Consider the following 19,339-nt stretch of genomic DNA (forward strand, 5'->3'; position numbering starts at 1 on the left):
TCGATTACATCGGCTCGTAACTACAACCAACTTGCAGGTGCGGCGCGCTCGACCCGGAGCTGGAGCCGGGATTGTCCAGCATGTCCGACAGATGGGCACCGCCCGCGCCACGTGAAGATGCACATCTGCTTGCCGCCGAGTCGACCATGACCGCGATACGACGCTCAACCTGGTCGCCGTGCGCCGGACCGGCGTGCCTGGCGTGATTGCCCTGTTGGTTGGAGGTAAGTGCCTGTTGATGTTGAGTTGGTGGTACTTGCAGACGCCATCAACGCAAGGTGGGGGTGCTTAGCCCGGCGTTGCCCCGGTGGCGGCGAACAACGCGTCGGCCTGGGCGCCGTGCCCGGCCGCGGCGTCGGTGCCGTGCAGCCGCGTCATCAGGTCCGCGGACAACCGCAGCGAGCGGGCTTCTCCTAGCCGGTGACCGGTTTCCCGGTGCACCCGCAGCGCCTGACGCACGAGGTCGAGTGCCCGCTCGTGGTCGCCGAGCTCGAAGTGCACCTGCGCCAGCGCGTGCAGCACCCGGCCGCGGCGCAGGGCGAGCCCGGCGGCGGTCACGAGTTCCAGCGCCTGTTCCCCTAGCACGAGCGCCTGTGCCAGGTCGCCCACCGTGCGCCGGGCGTTGGCGAGACCGACCAGGGCGGACACCTCGGCGCGGCGGAAGCCGATGTCCCGCGCGGCCTGCAAAGCGTTGGTGTGGTGGGTGATCGCGAGCTCGGTGCGGCCGCCGCGCAACGCCGCCGTGCCCAGCGTGTTGTGCGCCTCGGCGACCAGGCGGGGCTGTCCGGTCGAGAGCGCCAGCTCCAGCGCGTCCTGGGCGTGAGCGGCAGCTGCCGTGTGGTCACCGGTGTCGAGCAGCAGCCGCGCCAGGCCGTCCAGCACCTCCACCTCGGCCTGACGGGACGCCGTGTGCCGCAACAGTTTCCGCGCCGCGTCGAACTGGGCTGCCGCCTCGGCCAGCCGCCCCAGCTCCCAGTACGCGGAGCCGAGGTTCACCCGCACGGTGACCGCCGCCGCGCGTTCCCCGGATCCGAGCGCGCTCTCGTAGTGCCGGATGGCCTCGTCCAGCCTGCCCTGGTCCTGCAGGGCGATGGCGAGGTTGTTGGTGGTGGCCACCTCGACCGGCCGGACGCCGTGCTCCCGCGCGACGCGCAGCGCCTCCTCGTAGTGCTCGATCGCGGGCGGGTACTCGCTCAGGCCCGCGTAGAGGGTGCCGAGGCTGTGACACATCGCGGCACGCGCCGGCGCGTCACCGGCCGCGGTGGCGGCGCGCAGCCCGAACGTCGCCGCGACCCGCCACTCGGTGCCGTCGGTCTGGATCCAGAAGTACCCGCGCAGCGCGTCGGCCAGCTGCCACGCGAACGGCAACGGTCCGTGCTCCGCGGCGTGCCTGACCGCGGCGACCAGGTTCGCCCGCTCGGCGTCGAGCCACGCCAGCGCCTCGTGCGCGTTGGCGAACCGCGTGGGGCCGCGGGGTCCCGGCAACCGGGTCATCTCCGGGTACAGCAGGTCGGCGGCGGAGTGCACGGCGCCGAGGTACCAGGTCAGCAACCGGTGCACCGGCGCGCCGCCGGGCTCGGCCCGTTCGGCGGCGTAGAGGCGGAGCAGGTCGTGCAGCTGGTAGCGGTCCGGCGCGTGCCGCTGGACCAGATGACCGGCGGCGAGCGTGCGCAACGCCTGCGCCGCCTCGGACACCTCGACGTCCGCCATCACGGCGATCATGCCGGGCGTGACGTCCGGCCCCGGCGCCAGGCCGCACAGCCCGAACACCTGTCGTGCCCGCGGTGCGAGCGCCGCGTAGGACAGGTCGAACGCGCCACCGACCGCGATGTCGTCGCTGATCGCCAGCTCGGCCAGCCGCCGTGCGCGCAACTGCCGGACCTGGGCGCCGATCGAGCCGTGCCGGTCGCCCGCGATGTTCGCGGCCGCGATCCGCAACGCCAGCGGCAGCGACGCGCACAGCTCCACGAGCTCCTCCGCCGCCCGCGGTTCGGCGTCCACCGCCTCGGCGCCGAGCACCTCGGCCAGCAACGCCCGCGACTCACCCGCGGTGAAGACGTCGAGGCCGACCCGGCGCGCACCGTGCGTGACCGCCAGGCCGCGCAGCTCGTCGCGGCTCGTCACGAGCACCGCGCAGCCCGGCGTCGCGGGCAGCAGCGCCCGCACGTGATCGGCGTCGGCGGCGTTGTCGAGCACCACCAGCACCCGCTTGCCCGCGAGCATCGAACGGAACACCGCGAGCTGCCCCTCGTGGTCGAGCGGCACCTGCTCGGCCGGCACGCCGAGCGTGCGCAGGAACAGGCTGAGTGCCTGTTCCGCACTGACCGGCGGCCGGGTCGCGTAGCCGCGCAGGTCGACGAACAGCCGCCCGTCCGGGAACGCGCCACCCAGCCGGTGCGCGAGGTGCACGGCGAGCGCCGTCTTGCCGACGCCGGGCGGCCCGACCAGGGTGATGATCGGCATGCCCGGCGCGGTCAGCCGGGCGGTGAGCTGGTCGAGCACCGCGGCCCGGCCGGAGAAGTCGCCGAGGCCGGGCGGCAACAGATGCCACGCCGCGGCCGGTGCGGACGGCCCGCCGGAACCGAGGGTGCCGAGGTAGCTCTGGTGCAGCTCGGGACCGGGGTCGATGCCGAGCTCGTCCGCGAGCAGCCGCCGGACCTGGTGGTAGGCCTCGATCGCCTCACCCGTCCGCCCGGCCTGGTGCAGCCCGCGCACCAGCAGCGCCCACAGGCGTTCCCGCAACGGATGCGCCGCCGTGAGCGTGCGCAGCTCACCGGTCACGGCGGTGGCGCGGTCACTGTCCAGATCGAGCTCGATCCGGCGCTCCACGGCGGCCAAGTGCCGCTCCGACAACGCCGTGGTGTCCAGCTCGACGTCCACATCGGACAGCGGAACGCCGCGCCACAGCCGCAGCGCCTGGCTGAGCAGCTCGTGCTCCTTCACCGCGTCGGGCGCGGTGCGCACCTGGTCCAGCAGGGCGCCGAACACGGCCAGGTCCAGCGCGTCCGGCTCGACCTCCAGCCGGTAACCGTCGTGAGTGGTGCGGATGAGATCGGCGGCGAGCGCCTTGCGCAGCCGCATGACGTAGATGTTGACGGTGCGCCGCGGGTTGGAGGGACCACCGGCGGGCCACAGCACCCGAGCCAGCTCGTCGGTGGAGACGTTCTCGTTGTGGCGGAACAACAACGCGGCGAGCAGCGCCCTCAGCTTGGCCGCGCCGACGGACACCGGAACGCCGTCCTCGACCACCTCGAGGCACCCCAGCACCCTGAACTCGTAGCCCACCCAGTCCCCCCACCGATTGGTAGGGGGATTGTGCCGGATGGCGAGCCAGGGCGCCGGGGTTTTTACGCCGTTCGGTCTACTGCAGCCCGAGCAGCCCGTTGATCGCCGTCACGAGCCTGCCCTCGACGCCGTTCTGGTCGGTGTGGCTGTCACCGGCCTTCAACGGCGCGATCAGCGAGTACGAATGGGCGAACTTCCCCGGTGCCGGAACCTCGGGGTCGCCCTCCCATCCGGTCTCGTCGGCGCCACCCTTGCTGAGCAGGTCGAAGGCCGGAACGTAGCCGTCGATGTGGTTGGCATAGGCCATGACCCACAACGGCGTGGTGCGGCCGTTCGCCGCCCACTTGTTCTTGGTGCCGACGTGCCAGCCGCTGAGCACCTCGTGCGACATCGTGAGGATGGTGAGGCCGCCCAGGTCGATCTTCTGGATGGTCATCGGCAGCGAGCCGGGCCGGTTGCCGGCGTCGAGCTCCGCGAGCATCCGCCGGGCGTGGCGTCGTCCGGTCCCCGCCTCGTCCCCGTCCGGCTCATCCTTGCGCGCCTCGTACTTCGTCCTGAGTTCCTGGACCTCCGTGGCGTTGCCGAAGTCCACCGCGTAGGGGAGGGGGACGTTCTGGATCGAGGTCGTGATGGGACCGTAGAGCGGGTTGTACGCGGCGTTGCGGACGGTCGCGACGATCGCGGAGACCAGCCGTTCCGCGGCGAACCTGGTCATCTCCGGTCCCTGCGGCGGTCCGCCCTGGTCCGGTCCCATCGGGTTGATGTCGCCGGCCGCGCCCTGGAAGAACATCACCAGGACCTTCGTCGCCCCCAGCCGCTTCTCCACCTCGTCCATCGCGTAGCCGCAGTAGTCCGCGTCCAGCGACGTGTGCCCGTGCGGTGAGCAGACCGGGTGACACGCGTGCCCGGCCAGCACCGCGAACAGGTCGTAGTTGTCCGCGCGCCGTGCGACCAGCACGGGAACATCGCGTGGCGCCCACGCCAGGCCGCGGCGGTTGTACCCGATCTCCGCGAACCCCTCCGCGTAGCCGAGGGTCACGTCGACCAGCGCCTTCGCGTGCGCCTCCTGGGCGATCCGGACGACGAACGGGATGAAGTGGTCCCTGGTGTAGGCCTGCGTCACCGATGGTGCCCTGTCGCTGCCGAGCAGCACGTACGGGTCCGGCTTGGCGCCGACCATCGGGCCCGCGTGGGTGTGGCTCTGGGAGAGCACGAAGTTGCGCGCCGAGTCGACCACGCCCAGGTCGATCAGCCTGCCCAGGATGTCGTCGTAGACGGGCTTGGGGATGCTGATCACGTCGACCTGCATGAACACCACCCGCCCACCCTGCGGAGAGGTGATGATCGCGCAACGGACCTTGAGGTCGTTGGCGATGTTCCCGTCGGAACGCCGGTCCACGTTCCACCCGTAGCCACCCATCGGGGTGCCGGTGGGGACCGGCAGGTAGTTCCAGTGGACCGCCATCTTGAACTTCTGCGGGAACGGCATCGGTCAGCCCACCTCCAGGACGTCGTTCTCCCACACATCACGGACGATCCAGGAGGAACCAGGGGTCGCCTGCATGCGGTGCACCATCCGGCCGGCCTTGGTCCGCGCGAACGCCGACAACCTGCCGTCGCGGCCGAGCACTCCCGACGGCTCGCCGGTGGTGACGTCCTCCAACGTGACCCAGCCCGACCAGTTCGAGCCCCACGCCGACTGGGAGCGGTGGATCAGCTGGTTCTCGTCCACCTCACCCGCGCGCTTGGCGAACAACGCCATGCCGCCGCTCGGTCCCACGACGACGGACGGCCGGCCGACGATCTTGTTGTCCGTCCACTCCTGCCACGAGCCGAGCCAGCTGCCGCCCGCGCTCGTCTGCCAGGTGTGCGCGAGCCCGTTCACCGACCCGGCGAACACCGTGATCGCACCGTTCGGGTTGACCACCGCCGTCACGTCCTCGTTGACGGCGTTGTTGCCGGGAATCGCGGCCCAGCTGTCGACCGGGTTGAACTGGTCGCCCGCGAAGCGCTGCCAGCGGTGCACGACGCCGCCGTTCTTGCCGCGCGCGAACACCACCATGCCGCCCGTGGGGCCGATGACGGCCCAGGGCCGACCCACCCCGTCGGCGGGAAACGCCAGCCACGGTTTCCAGGGACCACCGGGACCCTGCTGGTAGCTGTGGTAGATGACCCCGTTGGTGGCCCTGGCGAACACCGACATGGCGTTGTCGACGTTCAGCACCGGGAACACCTCCTCGACGAAGCCGATCTGGCTCGGGCTGCCGAGGTTCGACCAGTTCCACTCGACCGCGCCCTGGGTGGGCTGCCAGGCGGTCAGCATCTGACCGGTCAGGTCGGTGGTGAACAACGACATCGCGCCGTTGGCGTTCAGCAACGGGACCGGCCGTGCCTTGATGTCCGGGCTGTTGCGCACCATCACCCAGCCGTCCCAGGCGCCGCCCGCGTTCCACCAGCGGTGGTAGGCCTTGCGGTCCGGGCCGATGCCGAACGCGATCAACGCCCGCCCGGTGTCCAACGCCGCGGGATAGCCGTGCGACAACGTCCCCAGCATGGGTACCGTCGTCGTCTGGGCGAACGCCGGTGGCACCAGCAGTCCGCCCAGCGCCACCGCTCCACCCGCCACCGCGACGCCTTTGAGCAAGGTCCGCCTGCTCACACCGTGACTACTCATCGGGCCCCCCACTGAACTCGACCATGGGGGCACCCTGCCGCAGCCCGGCTTCACCTCGGTGTCATCCCGGTTCGACCGATCAGACCGGCTGTATGCGCGGAACAGTCCTTGTGGGGCCTTTGCCGGTTAATTAGTTTCGAACCAGTGGCGAACAAGTCTGTGCGGATCCAGGTGCTGGGTTCGACGCGGGCGTGGCGCGACGGCGCGGAGCTGGAGCTCGGCCCACCCGGCCGGCGGGCGGTGCTGGGGTTGCTCGTGCTCGCCGAGGGGGAGTCGGTGGCCACGCCCGACCTGGTGGACGCGCTGTGGGGGGTCCGGGCGCCGCGGAGCGCGGTGAACGTGTTGCAGACCCACGTCAAGCACCTGCGGCAGATCTTCGAACCCGGCCGCACGTCGCGTTCCGGCAGTGCTGTCCTGCCCTATTCGAACGGCGGCTACGCGCTCAACGTGGGGGCTGTGGACGTCGATCTGATGTCGTTTCACCGGCTGGTCGCCGAGGCCAACGACGCCCAGCGGGAGGAGAGCCTGGACCGGGTCGCGGCGCGGCTCGGCGAGGCGCTGGGGTGGTGGCGCGGCCGGCCGCTCGCCGACCTGTCCGCGCTGGCCGGACATCCTCGGGTGGTGTCGCTGGTCGCGCGACACCGGGAGGTGCTGGCCCGGTACGGCGACGCGATGATCGCGATCGGGGCCGCCGCGGACGTGCTGCCCGGCATCGCCGAGGCCGCCGCGGACCAGCCGCTGGACGAGGCCGCCCAGGCCCGGCTGATCCGCGCCTATCACGCCGTCGGCCGCCGGGCGAAGGCTTTCCAGGCCTACCACGAGGTTCGCGACCGGCTCGTGGAGGAGCTCGGCATCGACCCCGGCCCCGAGCTCCGGGCGGCGCACGCGGCTCTCCTGCACGACGACAGCGGCGTGCCGGTGGCGAGCGCACGGTCCCGGCCGGCCCCGCGCGTGCCGCGGCAGCTGCCGGCGCCACCCGCGGGCTTCACCGGCCGGACCACCCAGATGTCCACATTGGACGGACTGGTGCCGCCGGGCACGAGCGGCGCGGTGGCGATCGTCGCGATCTCCGGCACGGCGGGGGTCGGCAAGACGGCGCTGGCCGTGCACTGGGCACATCGCGTGCGGGACCGGTTTCCGGACGGGCAGCTCTACGCGAACCTGCACGGGCACTCGAAGGGCGGGCCGACACCGCCGATCGAGGTGCTCGCCCAGTTCCTCTCCGCGTTGGAGGTGCCGGCCGAACGCGTCCCCGTCGAGGTGGAGACGGCGGCGGCGATGTACCGGACGCTGACGACGGACCGCAGAGTGCTGGTGCTGCTGGACAACGCGGCCAACCCGGACCAGGTGCGGCCGTTGCTGCCCGCCGGCCCGGCCTGCGTCGTGGTGACCGGCCGCGACCGGATGACCGGCCTTGTCGCCCTGCACGGTGCCCGGCAGGTCACGCTCGACGTGCTGAGTCCCGAGGACGCCATGGAACTGCTGGCGAGCGTGCTGGGGCCCGAGCGGATCCGGGCCGAACCGGTGGCGGCCGCGGAACTCGCCAAGCTGTGCGCCTACCTCCCGCTCGCGTTGCGGATCGCGGCCGCCAACCTCGCCGACCACCCGCACCGGGGGATCAACGACCACGTAGCCGACCTGAGGGACAGCAACCTGTTGACGGCCCTCGCCGTGCAGGGCGATGAGCACACCGCGGTGCGCACCGCGTTCGACCTCTCCTACGCCGCACTGCCCGCCGAGACGCAGCGGTTGTTCCGGTTGCTGAGTCTCGTGCCAGGCGTCGACGTCGGCGTCGAGGCGGTCGGAGCGCTGATCGGCACGGAACCGGAGCAGGCGGCGCGACTGCTGGATCGGCTCGCCGGCGCCCACCTCGTCGAACCGCACGCGCCCGGCCGGTACGGCTTTCACGACCTGCTGCGCCGGTACGCGGCCGAACGCGCGGAGACCGATCAGGACCTGCGGGCCGCGCTGGGCCGGTTGTACGACTGGTATCTGGGTGCGGTCGACGGTGCCGCCCGGCTGCTCTACCCGCACATGCTGCGGCTGCCGGTGCCGGCGGTGGAGGCCAGGACGCCGGCCGGGGTGAGCACGCCGGCGGAGGCGTCGGCCTGGCTGGAGTCCGAGCTGGGCAACCTCGTCGCGGCGGTCAGGACCGGGCCACGACCCGCGGCCTGGCTGCTCGCCGACGCTCTGCGCGGCTACTTCTGGATGTGCACGCGTCAGGTCGAGTGGCTGGCCGTCGCGGAGGCGGCGCTGGCCGCGGCCGAGGAGGAGGGCGAGCCGCGCGAACGGGCCGCCGCCCGGCTCAGCCTCGCCGACCTGTACTTCCGTCAGGGCAGGTACCGGGAGGCCGTCCGGCACTACACGCACGCGCAACTGCTGGCGCGGCAGGCGGGCTGGTTCGAGGCCCAGGCCGCCGTGCTCGGCAACCTCGGTGGCGTCTACTCGCAGTCCGGCCGGCTGAACGCCGCCGCGGTCCGCTTCAGCCGTTGCCTCGCGCTGAGCCGCGGCATGGGACAGCCCGCGGGTGAAGCCGTCGCGCTCGGCAACCTCGGCCTCGTGCACTGGGAGATGGGCCGGCTGGCGCAGGCGGCCGAGCACTACACGCTGGCGCTGCACCGGTACCGGGAGATCGGGTCGCACTACGGCGAGGCGCTCAACCTCGGCAACCTCGGTGAGACGCAGCGCGCCCGCGGGCTGCACGCCGAAGCGGTCGAACTGCTCACCCGCGCGCTCTCCCTGCACCACGAGGCCGGCAACCGCAACGGCGAGGCCCAGGAACGCAGCCGGCTCGCCGTGACGTTCCTCGACCTGGGCCGCCGCGCGGAGGCACTCGACCACGCGCGCACCGGCCTCGCGCTGGCGCAGGAGACCGGTGACCCGCGGACCGAGGTGGAGGCGCTGGCCGCGTTCGCCGCCGTGGACCTCGCACTCGGGCACCGGACGGACGCGGTGCGCCGGTACCGCCAGGCGCTCGAGGTGGTCCGCGGTACCGGCGACCGGTACCCGGAGATCGACGTCCTCATCGGCCTGGCGACGGCCACCGCGGATCCCGGGCCGGCCAGGCAGGCGCTCGCCCTGGCCGAGCGAGCGGGGTACCTCGGACTGCGCGACCGGGCCCGGTCCGTGCTCGCGGAGCTGGATCCGGGTTAGTCCACCGGGTCAGTCCATCGGGTCAGTCCACGACGAGGTCCCCGATGCCCTTGCGCATGACGCGGCTGGTGCCGTTCGGCCACACGTGGATGAAACCCCACGGATTGACGGTCCCGTCGGTGCCGTCGCCGTTCTTGCAGGAGAACTCGGACATGTTGAACGTCCGCCACGCCCCGGTGCCGTCCTCCAGCCGGGTGTTCGACTCCTCCGCGCTGGTGACCCAGCCGCACGTGGTGCCGTCCTGGTCATGCGTGACGTGCGGTGTGATGGCGGTGATCTCGCCGCCCTCCACACACCACGTCACGTAGTACTCGTAAGCCCACCGGCCTGGATTGGCCAGGTGCACGGACACGGACGTGTGCACCGGCGTTGAACACTTGGTCTCCTGCACGGCGCCCGCGGTGCCGGTGGTGAGCCCGGCGGCGAACAACATCGCGCATCCCACGACCGCCGTCTTCCTGTGGTCGAACCCCATCACTGCCCCCTCGAACTTGCGTTCTCCCAATGTGGTGCCTGTCGCAGGGCGTGCGCAAGGTGCGTGCGCAGTAAGTCCAATCGACGTCCAACCGCCGTCCAGTCCAGCGGAATAGCTTGTGCCACAAGGTTTTCCTAAGGGGAGTGGGAATGATGAAGGCACAGCTCAAGAGGGGTGTCGCCGCGGCGGCCGTGATGGTGTCGGTGCTGGCCGCCGTCGTCGGTGGCGGCGGGAGCAGCGCCGCGCAACCGGCGGGGCTGCGGGCGTTCGGGATCTCCGCCGACGGCACGTTGATGGCGACGTTCACGACCGACAAGCCGCAGGTGCTGGACTGGGTGCGGCAGATCCAGGGCTTCTCCGGCGACACGGCGGCGATCGGCCTGGACTTCCGGGTCCAGGACGGACTGATGTACCTGGTGGGCAACTACGGTGGCGTCTACAAGGTCAAGCTTCCGACCAACCCGCCCTACGACCCGGTCGTCACGAAGGTCTCGCAGCTGACCATCGCGTTGTACGGCACGAACTTCGGCGTGGACTTCAACCCGGCGGCCGACCGTCTCCGCATCGTCAGCGACAACGGCCAGAACCTCCGTCACGACCTCAACACGAACACGACCGTCGCCGACACGACGCTGACGACGCCGCCGGCGGGCACGACCAAGGGCGTGACCGCGGCCGCGTACACGAACAACGACCTGAACCCGGACACCGCGACCACGTTGTTCGACATCGGCACGATGACCGACCAGGTGCTCATCCAGTCACCGGCCAACAACGGCACCCTGGCACCGACCGGCAGTCTCACCGTGGACGCCGCCGCCAACGCCGGCTTCGACATCTTCAGCAATCTCAGTGGTGGCAAGGCGGTCTCGGTCGCGGGCTTCGCCACTCTCGTCGCACCTGACGGCAGCGCTTCGCTCTACAGCGTCAACCTGCTCAACGGCACGGCGACCGGCATCGGCAAGTTCCCGCTGTCGATCACGGACCTGGCGATCTCGCTGAACGGATACTGATCCACGCTCTCACCACGGCCGTCCAGTCGACGTCCAGTCCCGATCAATAGCTTGTGCCACAGGCTTTTCCTACAGGGAGTGGGGCTGATGAGGGCACAGGCGAAGAGGGGCGTCGCCGCGGCGGCCGTGGTGGTGTCGGTGCTGGCCGCGGTGGTCAGCGGTGGCGGGAGCAGCGCCGCGCAACCGGCGGGGCTGCGGGCGTTCGGCATCTCGGGCGACGGCACGTTGATGGCGACGTTCACGACCGACAAGCCGCAGGTGCTGGACTGGGTGCGGCAGATCCAGGGCTTCTCCGGTGACACCGCGGCGATCGGCCTGGACTACCGGGTCCAGGACGGACTGATGTACCTGGTGGGCAACAACGGTGGCATCTACACGGTCAAGCTCCCGCCGACGCCGGCCTCGGACCCGGTCGTCACGAAGGTCTCGCAGCTCAGCGTCCCCTTGTACGGCACGAAGTTCGGCGTGGACTTCAACCCGGCGGTCGACCGCCTCCGCGTCGTCAGCGACACCGGCCAGAACCTGCGGCACAACCTCGGTGACCACACCACGACCGAGGACGCCATCCTGTCCACGCCGCCCGCGCTGGGCCCGACCAGGGGCGTGACGGCCGCCGCGTACACCAACAACGACCTGAACCCGGACACCGCCACCACGCTGTTCGACATCGGCACGATCACCGACGAGGTGCTGATCCAGTCGCCGGCGAACAACGGCCTGCTGACCGCCACCGGCAAGCTCACCGTCGACGCCACCGACGCGGGCTTCGACATCTACAGCACCCTGAGCGGTGGCAAGGCGACGTCCTCGGCCGGCTTCGCCGCCCTCGTCGCGGCGAACGGCGCGGCGACGTTGTACAGCGTCAACCTGCTCACCGGCACGGCGACGAGCATCGGCAAGTTCCCGCTCACGATCGCGGACCTGACCATCTCGTTGACGGGCAGCTGACCCGACCACAACGGACAGTGGGTACCGCGCCGGCGGGTGGCGTGGCTCGGCGCGGTACCCGTGCTCAGCACACCAGCCCGCGCGGGCGCGCAGCACCCGCCAGGTGACCGGAATCGACCGGTCACGTGGCGGGTCCGCTCATTCCGGGCGTGATCTTTCGCGCCGCCGTTCGCGTGACGCCCGCAGGTAACCTCTGACCAGGGATTCCAGGTCGGGTTCGGTGCCCGCCCAGCCCGGCGGCGCGGGCTCGGGCTCCCGCAGCAGCAGGGTGGCCTGGCGCTCGGTGCGGGTCGCGCTGATCAGCGTTCCCGCCACGGCGGACTCGTCCGCGGCCGGGCCGACCAGGATCCGGTGCCGCGCCAGCACGTCGTCGATGTCGCCGTCGACCTGCACCCGGCCCTCGTCGACGAGCAGGAGGTGGTCGCACACCTCGCGCAGGTCGGCGAGCAGGTGCGAGGACATCACCACCGTGGTGCCGCGGTCGGCGACCTCGGTCATGATGATCCGCAGCGTCTCGTCGCGGGCCAGCGGGTCCAGGTCGGACAGCGGTTCGTCGAGCAGCAGCAGCCGGGGGAGCCGGCCCAGCGCCACCGCGATGGCGACCTGCGTCAGGGTCCCCGCGGACAGGGTGCCGACCTTCGCGTCGTGGTCCACGCCTGCCAGCAGCCCGAGCACCTCGTGGACCCGGTCGGTGGACCACCGGTCGTTCATGGCCGCGCAGGCGCGCACCAGTTCGCGCACCGTGAGGTCGCGGTAGAGCGAACGGTTCTGTGCCAGGAACGAGACGTCCGGGTGGATGCGGCCGCCGACGGGGGTGCCGAAGGTCCTCAGCTCACCGGTCGTCGGGCGCACGAGGCCCGCGGCCATCCGCAGCAGCGTGCTCTTGCCCGCGCCGTTCGGGCCGACCAGGGCGACGACCTTGCCCTCGGGAATGCTGAACTCGCAGTCGCGGACCGCCCAGCGGTTGCGGTAGCGCTTGCCGAGGGCGGTGGCGGTCAGGGGGATCATGATCGTTCCTCGGCGGGGTAGTGCTCGTCGCGGACCGCCACGTACAGGGCGTCGACGTCCTCGACGACGAGGCCGCTCTCCCTGGCGTGGCCCATCCAGCCGGCCAGGTCCTGGCGCAGCGGTGCGTCGTCGCCGGCGGTCGCCTCGGAGGACAGCGAGGTGGTCACGAAGGTGCCCAGGCCGCGCCGGCCTTCCGCCAGCCCCTCGCGTTCCAGTTCGCGGTACGCCTTGAGCACGGTGTTGGGGTTGACGGCGGTCGCCTCCACCACCTCGCGCGCGGAGGGCAGCCGGTCACCGGTGGTCAGCAGACCCAGTCGCATGGCTTGTTTGACCTGCTGGACGATCTGGACGTAGGTGGAGACCCCGGACCGCCGGTCGATCCGGAACTCGATCACATCGGTCAGCATAGGTGCTCTCGCAGTTCAGGGCCTCCACCACGCTCAACTCTGCCGCCGCAGCACCCAGGCGGTACCTGCCAGCAGCAGGACGGCGAGCCCGCCGTAGATCGCCGCGTCGACCAGGTGCACCTGCCAGGCCTGGCTCGCCGGGATGTAGTCCGCGTACAGCTTGGCGATACCGGACTTCGGCAGGCACGCCAGGTACTTCTCCTGCACGTCCTCCCCTCCGATCGGCCCGCTCGAGGTTTTGCAGGCCTGGTTCAGTTCGGTGGCGCGGTCGGCGGGGATCGGTCGTCCGGCGGCGTCGGCGAAGCCCGATGCGATCACCAGACCGCCGTCCTTGCGCACGCTCATGTCCGTGCCGAGCGCCGCCTCCACGTGCTGGGTGGGAATCAGGCGCTCCACCAGGCTGGAGAGGGCGAAGCGCACGACGACGAACACGCCGAGCCCCGCGGTCATCGCCACCAGCGTGCGGCGGGACACGACGCCGACGAAGGTGCCGAGAGCGAAGGCGAACAGCGCGTAGCCGGCCGGGGAGACGTGCTGGATGCCGAAGGTCAGGTCCGCGAACGGACCGTTCATCAGCGGACCCAGCGTGCCGGCCGCGGACAGCCACGACGAGACCATGATCTGGAGCACGGTCAGCACGACCAGCGCGGGCACCAGCGCGATGACCAGCTTGCTCAGCATCCACCGGGTACGACTCACCGACTGGGTGAAGGCCAGCACGTGGGTGCCCTGTTCCAGTTCCCGGGCGAAGAGGGGAGCCCCGATGAAGACGCCGATCAGGGCGGGGCCGAAGATGATCAATGCCCGCCCCAGGTCCAGCGGGTTCGCCCACTCCTCCGCGAAGCTCTTCACGGCCGGCGCCGGCGCCGGGCACTGCTCGAGCGGCAGCGTCACGCAGCCGGTGAGCTGCGCCGAGGCGAGGGCGTCGATCATGTTCGACCGCAGCAGGGTGATGACGCCGGCGCCGACGACCAGAATGCCGAGCAGGGTGAGCAGTTGCGCGCGTTGCCGGCGCCAGGAGACCCAGATCATGCCGCTTCCTCCTGTGCTGCTTGACGCATGCGGTTCAGGGCCAGTTCACCGAGCGGCGTGCCGTCGGCGCTGAGCTGGTCGACGTCCCCGGCCAGCAGGATCTGTCCTTTGTGGAGCAGCACGAGGTGGTCGCACACGCCTTCCAGCTCCGCCAGCACGTGCGAGGACAGCAGCACGGTGATGCCCTGGGTCCTCGCCTCGGTGATCAGCGCGCGCAGCACGGTCTCGCGGGCCAGCGGGTCCAGATCGGCCAGCGGTTCGTCGAGCAGCAGCAGCCGCGGGCGCTTGCCCAGCGCCAGTGCCAGCGCGACGCGGGTGCGCTGCCCGCCGGACAGGGTGCCGATCTTCGCGTCCATCGGCACGGCGGCCTGCTCGGTCAGGTGTTCGGCGTATCGTTGGTCCCAGGTGGGGTTGGTCCGCGCCCCGAACGTCAACGTCTCCCGCACGGTGAACTGCTGGTACAGCGGTTTCTGCTGAGCCAGGTAGGCCACCGCCGGGTGCAGTCCCCTGCCCGTCGGAGAGTCACCGAAGACGGTGATCCCGCCGGTCGTCGGCCGCAGCAACCCGGTGATCAGTCCCATCAGCGTGCTCTTGCCCGCGCCGTTCGGGCCGACCAGGGCGACGATCCGGTTGCCGGGGATCACCAGCGACGTCTCCCGCAGTGCCCAGCCCCTTCGGTAGCGCTTGCCCAGGCCGGTGGCGACGACAGGAAGCGCCAGGCTTGGCCGACTTCGTGAGTTCATGGCGGCGAAGTTACACCTTTCACTAGGGAAATAGTGAACCCGTGACACTCGCCTCTCGGAAGCAACCTGGCCGCATGATCAACTCCGAACGGCTGATTGAACTGGCGCAAGATCAACGTACGGTCTGCAGGGGTGAAGCGAAGACCACTGGTACGGCCCGTTTTCCTGGCGTTGATCGTGATCGCCGCCGCGGTCGTCCCCCAGGTCGCCAAGCCGGAGCACGGCGAGGGCGGCGCGCACGACCACCACCAGCGCCTCGAAATCGCCGCCGCCGCAATGGTTCCCGGCGCGCCGAAGCTGCCGAGGGACGGATGGGTCGCCACCGCCAGCAGCGAGGAGTCCACTGCGGACAATCCCGCCGCGCGGGTACTGGACGGAGATCGCGCGACGATCTGGCACAGCCGGTGGAGGACGGCGACCTCGTTGCCGCAGTGGGTGACGATCGACATGCGGACCGTGCAACGCGTGTCGGGACTCGTCTACACGCCGCGGTCCGACCGCAAGAACGGACGGATCGGCCGGTACGAGATCCGCCTGAGTTCGGACGGCGGCACCTGGGGTGCGCCGATCGTGACCGGCACGATGGCCGACGACGAGACGGTCAAGACGATCGGCTTCGCGGTGAGCAGCGCGAGGTACGTGCGGCTGGTGGCGCTGTCCGAGGCGGGCGACCGCGGACCGTGGGCGAGTGCGGCGGAGATCGACCTGCTGGGCGATCCCGGACTGCCACCGCCGGCGCAGGGTGATCCGAGTGTGGCCGGAAGCTGGGGACCGACGGTGGGGTTTCCCCTCGTGCCGGCGGCGTCCGCCGTGCTGCCCGGCAACAAGCTGCTGACGTGGTCGGCCTACACCACGGACAACTTCGGCGGCGCCAACGGTTACACCCAGACCGCGATCATGGATCTCACCACCGGGCAGGTCAGCCGGCGCCAGGTCGACAACACCGGGCACGACATGTTCTGCCCCGGCACGTCGATGCTCGCCGACGGCCGCATTCTGGTCACCGGCGGCAGCGACGCCACGAAGACGAGCATCTACGACCCGCGCACCGACGCGTGGTCCAGCGCGCCGGACATGACAGTCGGGCGCGGGTACCAGGGCCAGACGACCTTGTCGACCGGCGAGGTGTTCACGGTCGGCGGTTCGTGGTCCGGTGGACGAAAAGCGAAGGCCGGTGAGCTGTACTCGCCGAAGACGAACCAGTGGCGCTCGTTGCCGGGCGTGTCCGCGGCGCCGTTCCTCACCGCGGATCCGGCGGGTGTCTATCGCGCGGACAACCACGCGTGGCTGTTCGCGGCCAGTGGCGGCCGGGTCTTCCACGCGGGACCGAGCGCGGCGATGCACTGGGTCGACACCGCGGGCCAGGGCAAGGTCACCGACGCGGGTGCCCGTGGAGACAGCCGGGATGCCATGAACGGCAACGCGGTCATGTACGACATCGGCAAGATCCTCACCCTCGGTGGAGCACCCGCGTACGAGAAGGCCGATGCCACCAACGCCGCGTACACAGTGGACATCACGGGCCGCATGCCGGTCGTGCGCAGGACAGCCGACATGGCGGCGGCGCGGGCGTACGTGAACAGCGTCGTGCTGCCGGACGGCACGGTGATGGTGGTCGGCGGCCAGAGCTATCCGGTGCCGTTCTCCGACCAGACCTCGGTGCTGGTACCGGAACTGTGGAACCCCGCGACCGGAAAGTTCACCAAGCTGGCCGCGATGGCGACCCCGCGCAACTACCACAGCGTGGCGAACCTGCTGCCGGACGGAACCGTGTTCTCGGGCGGCGGTGGGCTGTGCGGCAAGTGCGCCACCAACCACCCGGACGGGCAGATCTTCGTGCCGCCCTACCTGCTCAACCCGGACGGCTCCCGCAAGCCCCGCCCGGCGATCACCTCCGCGCCTGCCGTGGCGGCCAACGGGGCCACGGTCACGATCGGCACCGACCGTGCGGTGAAGGGGTTCTCGCTGGTGCGCGTCAGCGCGGTGACGCATTCGGTGGACAACGACCAGCGCCGCGTGCCGTTGTCCTCGACGGCGGTGTCACCGACCTCGCACCGGGTCGTGATCCCGGCCGATCCGGGGATCGCGTTGCCGGGCAACTACCTGCTGTTCGCGCTCGACAACGCGGGCACGCCCAGTGTGGCGGCGCAGGTCAGGATCGGTGGCTGAGCCGCGCCACCGACCGACGGGTCCGGACCCTGAAGCGGACTCGGCAGCGGGCTCAGAAGAAGCTGCCGAAGCCGCCCTCCTCCTCACCACCCTGAGCCTGCTGTTCGTCGTCGCGGAACACCTCGTTCAGCCCGGCGAACAGCAGCGCGCCACCGGCCACGCCCGCCGCCGCCACGCCCGCCGTCTTCAGGAAGCTGTTGCCCTGCCGTGGCTGGTCGGCCGGGTAGCCGGGCTGGCCCTGCCGCGACAGGAAGCCGCCACCCGCCGCCGGCGGCACGGTGCCGTGGCTGAAGGCGGGGTTCGGCGCGGGGCTGGCGAACGCGGGGTTGGTGAAGGTGTGACCGGACGGCTGGGCGGTGTGCGCCTGGAGCGTGCGCAGCGACTCCTCCTGCACCAGGACGGTCTGGACGAGCAGGTAGACCGCGTCCGGCTGGGACGCGATGTACTGCGCGATCACCTCGGCGGCCTGCGGGTCCTTCGGGGCCGGGTGGGCCTGCCGCAAGCGGTTGGCCAGGCCGAGGATCAGCTCGCGTTCTTGGTTGTCCACGGGGAGGACTCCTTTCGACGCCACCCATGCTCGGCCTGGTGGCGCGTGCGCGGACACCGGTGACCCGGCCTGAAATACCCGCCACCTGGCTGGTGGTGTCCAGCCGGTCGGGGGGACGGCCCTCGCCACTACCCGGATGGCACGTACTGCCTGGTCTGGCCCAGACTGATGCCATGGTTCGTGTGATCGTCTTCGACGACGAGGAGCTGGTGCGTTCAGGGTTCCGCCTGATCCTGGAGGCGGCGGGGGACATCGAGGTCGTGGCGACCGTGTCCGGCGGGCAGGCGGTCAAGGAGACCGCGCTGCACCGGCCCGACGTGGTGCTGCTGGACATCCGGATGCCCGACGTCGACGGGTTGACGATCCTGCGGCAGCTGCGCGGTTCTCCGAAGCCGCCCGTCGTGGCGATGCTGACGACGTTCGACTCGGACGAGTACATCGCGACGGCGCTGCGGTCGGGCGCGGCCGGGTTCATCCTCAAGGACACCGCACCCGAGCAGCTCGCCCAGCTCGTCCGCACGCTCGCCGCCGGCGGTGTGGTGCTGTCCCCGAAGGTCACCCGCACGGTCGTGGACGGCTATCTCGGTTCCGGCGCGGGTTCACCGGCGGCGGTGCAGGCCGACCGGCTGACCGAGCGCGAACGCGCGGTGCTCGTGCTCATCGCCGAGGGACTGTCCAACACGGAGATCGCCGCCAGGATCCACATCAGCGTCGGCACGGTGAAGGACCACGTCTCCACCATCCTCACCAAGCTGGACGTCGGCAGCCGGGTTCAGGCGGCGCTCGTGGCGCAACGCGCCGGGCTGCTCGACGGCGGTACGGCGTGAACCGGGCACGGCTCATCGACGCGGGCCTGATCGCGGTCGCCGCCGTCGAGTCGGCGCTCAACTGGCCGACCGCACCGCCGGAGATCGCCGCGGCGGTCGTGGCCGTGGTCGCGCTGCTGTTCCGGCGGCGGTGGCCGATCGCCGCCTTCCTGGTGACGCTGCCCGCGCTGGCGTTCACCGGCGGGGTGCTCGCGACCGTGTTCGCCCTCTACGCCCTCGCCCTGCGGTACTCGGACCGCTACCTGCTCACCGGCTGCGGCGTGCTCGCCGCCGCCGGATACCTGGTTCCCGGCGGGGAGTACGAGTTCTCGCGCATCGACTTCGTGCTGGTGTTCATCTACGCGGTGATGACCTCCGCGGCACCGATCTTCTTCGGCCGGCTGGTGCGCGCCCTCGACGACGTCCAGCAGGCGCGTGAGCACGAACGGGAGCTGGACGCGCAGGCGGTGCTGGCCAAGGAACGCAACCAGCTCGCGCGCGAGATGCACGACGTGGTGTCGCACCAGGTCAGTCTGATCGCCGTGCAGGCGGGCGCGCTCAGCGTGTCCACCACCGACCCGAACGCGAAGGTGGCCGCGGAGAACGTCCGCAAGCTGTCCGTCGACACGCTCGACGAGTTGCGGCACATGGTGAACCTGCTGCGCGCGTCGGGAAGTTCCGTCACCGAGCTGACCCCGCAACCCAAACTGTCCGATTTGGACAGGCTGGTCGCGGGCAGCGGCATCGAGACCACGCTGACCGGTGCCGCGCCGGAACACGTCGACTCGGCGTTCCAGCGCACGATCTACCGCACCATCCAGGAAGCGCTCACCAACGTCCGCAAGCACGCCCCCGGCAGCACGGCCGCGGTCGAGATCGCGCACGACGACACCGACCTGACCGTGACCGTGACCAACACCGCGCCGACCCGCCCGACGCTCGCGCTGCCGAGCGCGCGCCACGGCCTGGTCGGTCTGCAGGAGCGAGCGGCACTGCTGGGCGGCACCATCACGGCCACTCCGGCTGTCGGTGGTGGGTTCCGGCTCCAGCTGAGGCTGCCGCTCGCCCGGTCGAACTGA

At 70.9% G+C, this 19,339-nt stretch carries 14 protein-coding genes and 1 pseudogene; 6 read left to right on the top strand and 9 right to left on the bottom strand.

Annotated elements, in window-relative coordinates:
• Nucleotides 1-288 precede the first annotated feature (288 nt).
• The 3 genes from B0F77_RS13355 to B0F77_RS13365 form a co-directional block, all read right to left on the bottom strand.
• Nucleotides 289-3,285 (bottom strand): AfsR/SARP family transcriptional regulator, encoded by a 2,997-nt coding sequence (locus B0F77_RS13355; RefSeq protein ID WP_086663197.1) that lies wholly within the window; start codon nt 3,283-3,285, stop codon nt 289-291.
• Between the two features lie 76 nt (nt 3,286-3,361).
• Nucleotides 3,362-4,774, bottom strand: coding sequence for a hypothetical protein (locus tag B0F77_RS13360; protein ID WP_086663198.1), 1,413 nt, complete (start codon nt 4,772-4,774; stop codon nt 3,362-3,364).
• 3 nt (nt 4,775-4,777) lie between these two features.
• Complete coding sequence (locus B0F77_RS13365; RefSeq protein WP_158102680.1) at nt 4,778-5,944, bottom strand: PLL family lectin; 1,167 nt, start codon at nt 5,942-5,944, stop codon at nt 4,778-4,780.
• Nucleotides 5,945-6,103: 159 nt separating this feature from the next.
• Between B0F77_RS13365 and B0F77_RS13370 the strand changes: the two genes are divergently transcribed.
• The gene (locus B0F77_RS13370) at nt 6,104-9,112 is read left to right on the top strand and encodes an AfsR/SARP family transcriptional regulator (RefSeq protein ID WP_245848067.1); all 3,009 of its coding nucleotides are present in this window, start codon (nt 6,104-6,106) and stop codon (nt 9,110-9,112) included.
• A gap of 22 nt (nt 9,113-9,134) precedes the next feature.
• Here the strand turns inward: B0F77_RS13370 and B0F77_RS13375 are convergent, their stop codons facing one another.
• Nucleotides 9,135-9,587: a hypothetical protein gene (locus tag B0F77_RS13375; RefSeq protein WP_086663200.1), complete on the bottom strand. Its 453-nt coding sequence runs from the start codon at nt 9,585-9,587 to the stop codon at nt 9,135-9,137.
• Between the two features lie 152 nt (nt 9,588-9,739).
• On the opposite strand from B0F77_RS13375, the gene B0F77_RS13380 reads away from it, so the two are divergent.
• Together B0F77_RS13380 and B0F77_RS13385 are read left to right on the top strand one after the other, a co-directional pair.
• Nucleotides 9,740-10,600, top strand: coding sequence for a DUF4394 domain-containing protein (locus B0F77_RS13380; RefSeq protein WP_086663292.1), 861 nt, complete (start codon nt 9,740-9,742; stop codon nt 10,598-10,600).
• Nucleotides 10,601-10,687: 87 nt separating this feature from the next.
• Nucleotides 10,688-11,548 (top strand): DUF4394 domain-containing protein, encoded by an 861-nt coding sequence (locus B0F77_RS13385; protein WP_086663201.1) that lies wholly within the window; start codon nt 10,688-10,690, stop codon nt 11,546-11,548.
• Between the two features lie 138 nt (nt 11,549-11,686).
• On the opposite strand, the gene B0F77_RS13390 is transcribed toward B0F77_RS13385, so the two are convergent.
• From B0F77_RS13390 to B0F77_RS13405, 4 genes and pseudogenes are all read right to left on the bottom strand, one after another.
• Complete coding sequence (locus B0F77_RS13390; protein ID WP_086663202.1) at nt 11,687-12,556, bottom strand: ATP-binding cassette domain-containing protein; 870 nt, start codon at nt 12,554-12,556, stop codon at nt 11,687-11,689.
• Nucleotides 12,553-12,951 carry a GntR family transcriptional regulator gene (locus B0F77_RS13395; protein WP_169730932.1) on the bottom strand — a complete coding sequence of 133 codons (399 nt, stop codon included), beginning with the start codon at nt 12,949-12,951 and terminating at the stop codon, nt 12,553-12,555. The genes B0F77_RS13390 and B0F77_RS13395 overlap by 4 nt, the downstream gene beginning before the upstream one ends.
• Nucleotides 12,952-12,996: 45 nt before the next feature.
• On the bottom strand, nt 12,997-13,995 hold the full coding sequence (locus tag B0F77_RS13400) for an ABC transporter permease (RefSeq protein WP_086663204.1): 999 nt from the start codon (nt 13,993-13,995) through the stop codon (nt 12,997-12,999).
• Between the two features lie 224 nt (nt 13,996-14,219).
• Nucleotides 14,220-14,738, bottom strand: a pseudogene (locus B0F77_RS13405) (ATP-binding cassette domain-containing protein); the annotation flags it as partial.
• 132 nt (nt 14,739-14,870) lie between these two features.
• Here B0F77_RS13405 and B0F77_RS13410 point away from each other — a divergent pair.
• Entirely contained in the window at nt 14,871-16,907 is a 2,037-nt protein-coding gene (locus B0F77_RS13410) for a galactose oxidase family protein (RefSeq protein ID WP_211293770.1), read from the top strand.
• 52 nt (nt 16,908-16,959) lie between these two features.
• Here the strand turns inward: B0F77_RS13410 and B0F77_RS13415 are convergent, their stop codons facing one another.
• Nucleotides 16,960-17,454, bottom strand: coding sequence for a DUF2076 domain-containing protein (locus B0F77_RS13415; protein WP_158102681.1), 495 nt, complete (start codon nt 17,452-17,454; stop codon nt 16,960-16,962).
• Between the two features lie 173 nt (nt 17,455-17,627).
• Between B0F77_RS13415 and B0F77_RS13420 the strand changes: the two genes are divergently transcribed.
• Both B0F77_RS13420 and B0F77_RS13425 read left to right on the top strand, forming a co-directional pair.
• On the top strand, nt 17,628-18,281 hold the full coding sequence (locus B0F77_RS13420) for a response regulator (protein WP_086663207.1): 654 nt from the start codon (nt 17,628-17,630) through the stop codon (nt 18,279-18,281).
• On the top strand, nt 18,278-19,339 hold the full coding sequence (locus tag B0F77_RS13425; protein WP_086663208.1) for a sensor histidine kinase: 1,062 nt from the start codon (nt 18,278-18,280) through the stop codon (nt 19,337-19,339). Before B0F77_RS13420 ends, B0F77_RS13425 begins: the two co-directional genes overlap by 4 nt.

The sequence above is a fragment of the Lentzea kentuckyensis genome, assembly GCF_002150765.1.
GTDB classification, from domain to species: domain Bacteria; phylum Actinomycetota; class Actinomycetes; order Mycobacteriales; family Pseudonocardiaceae; genus Lentzea; species Lentzea kentuckyensis.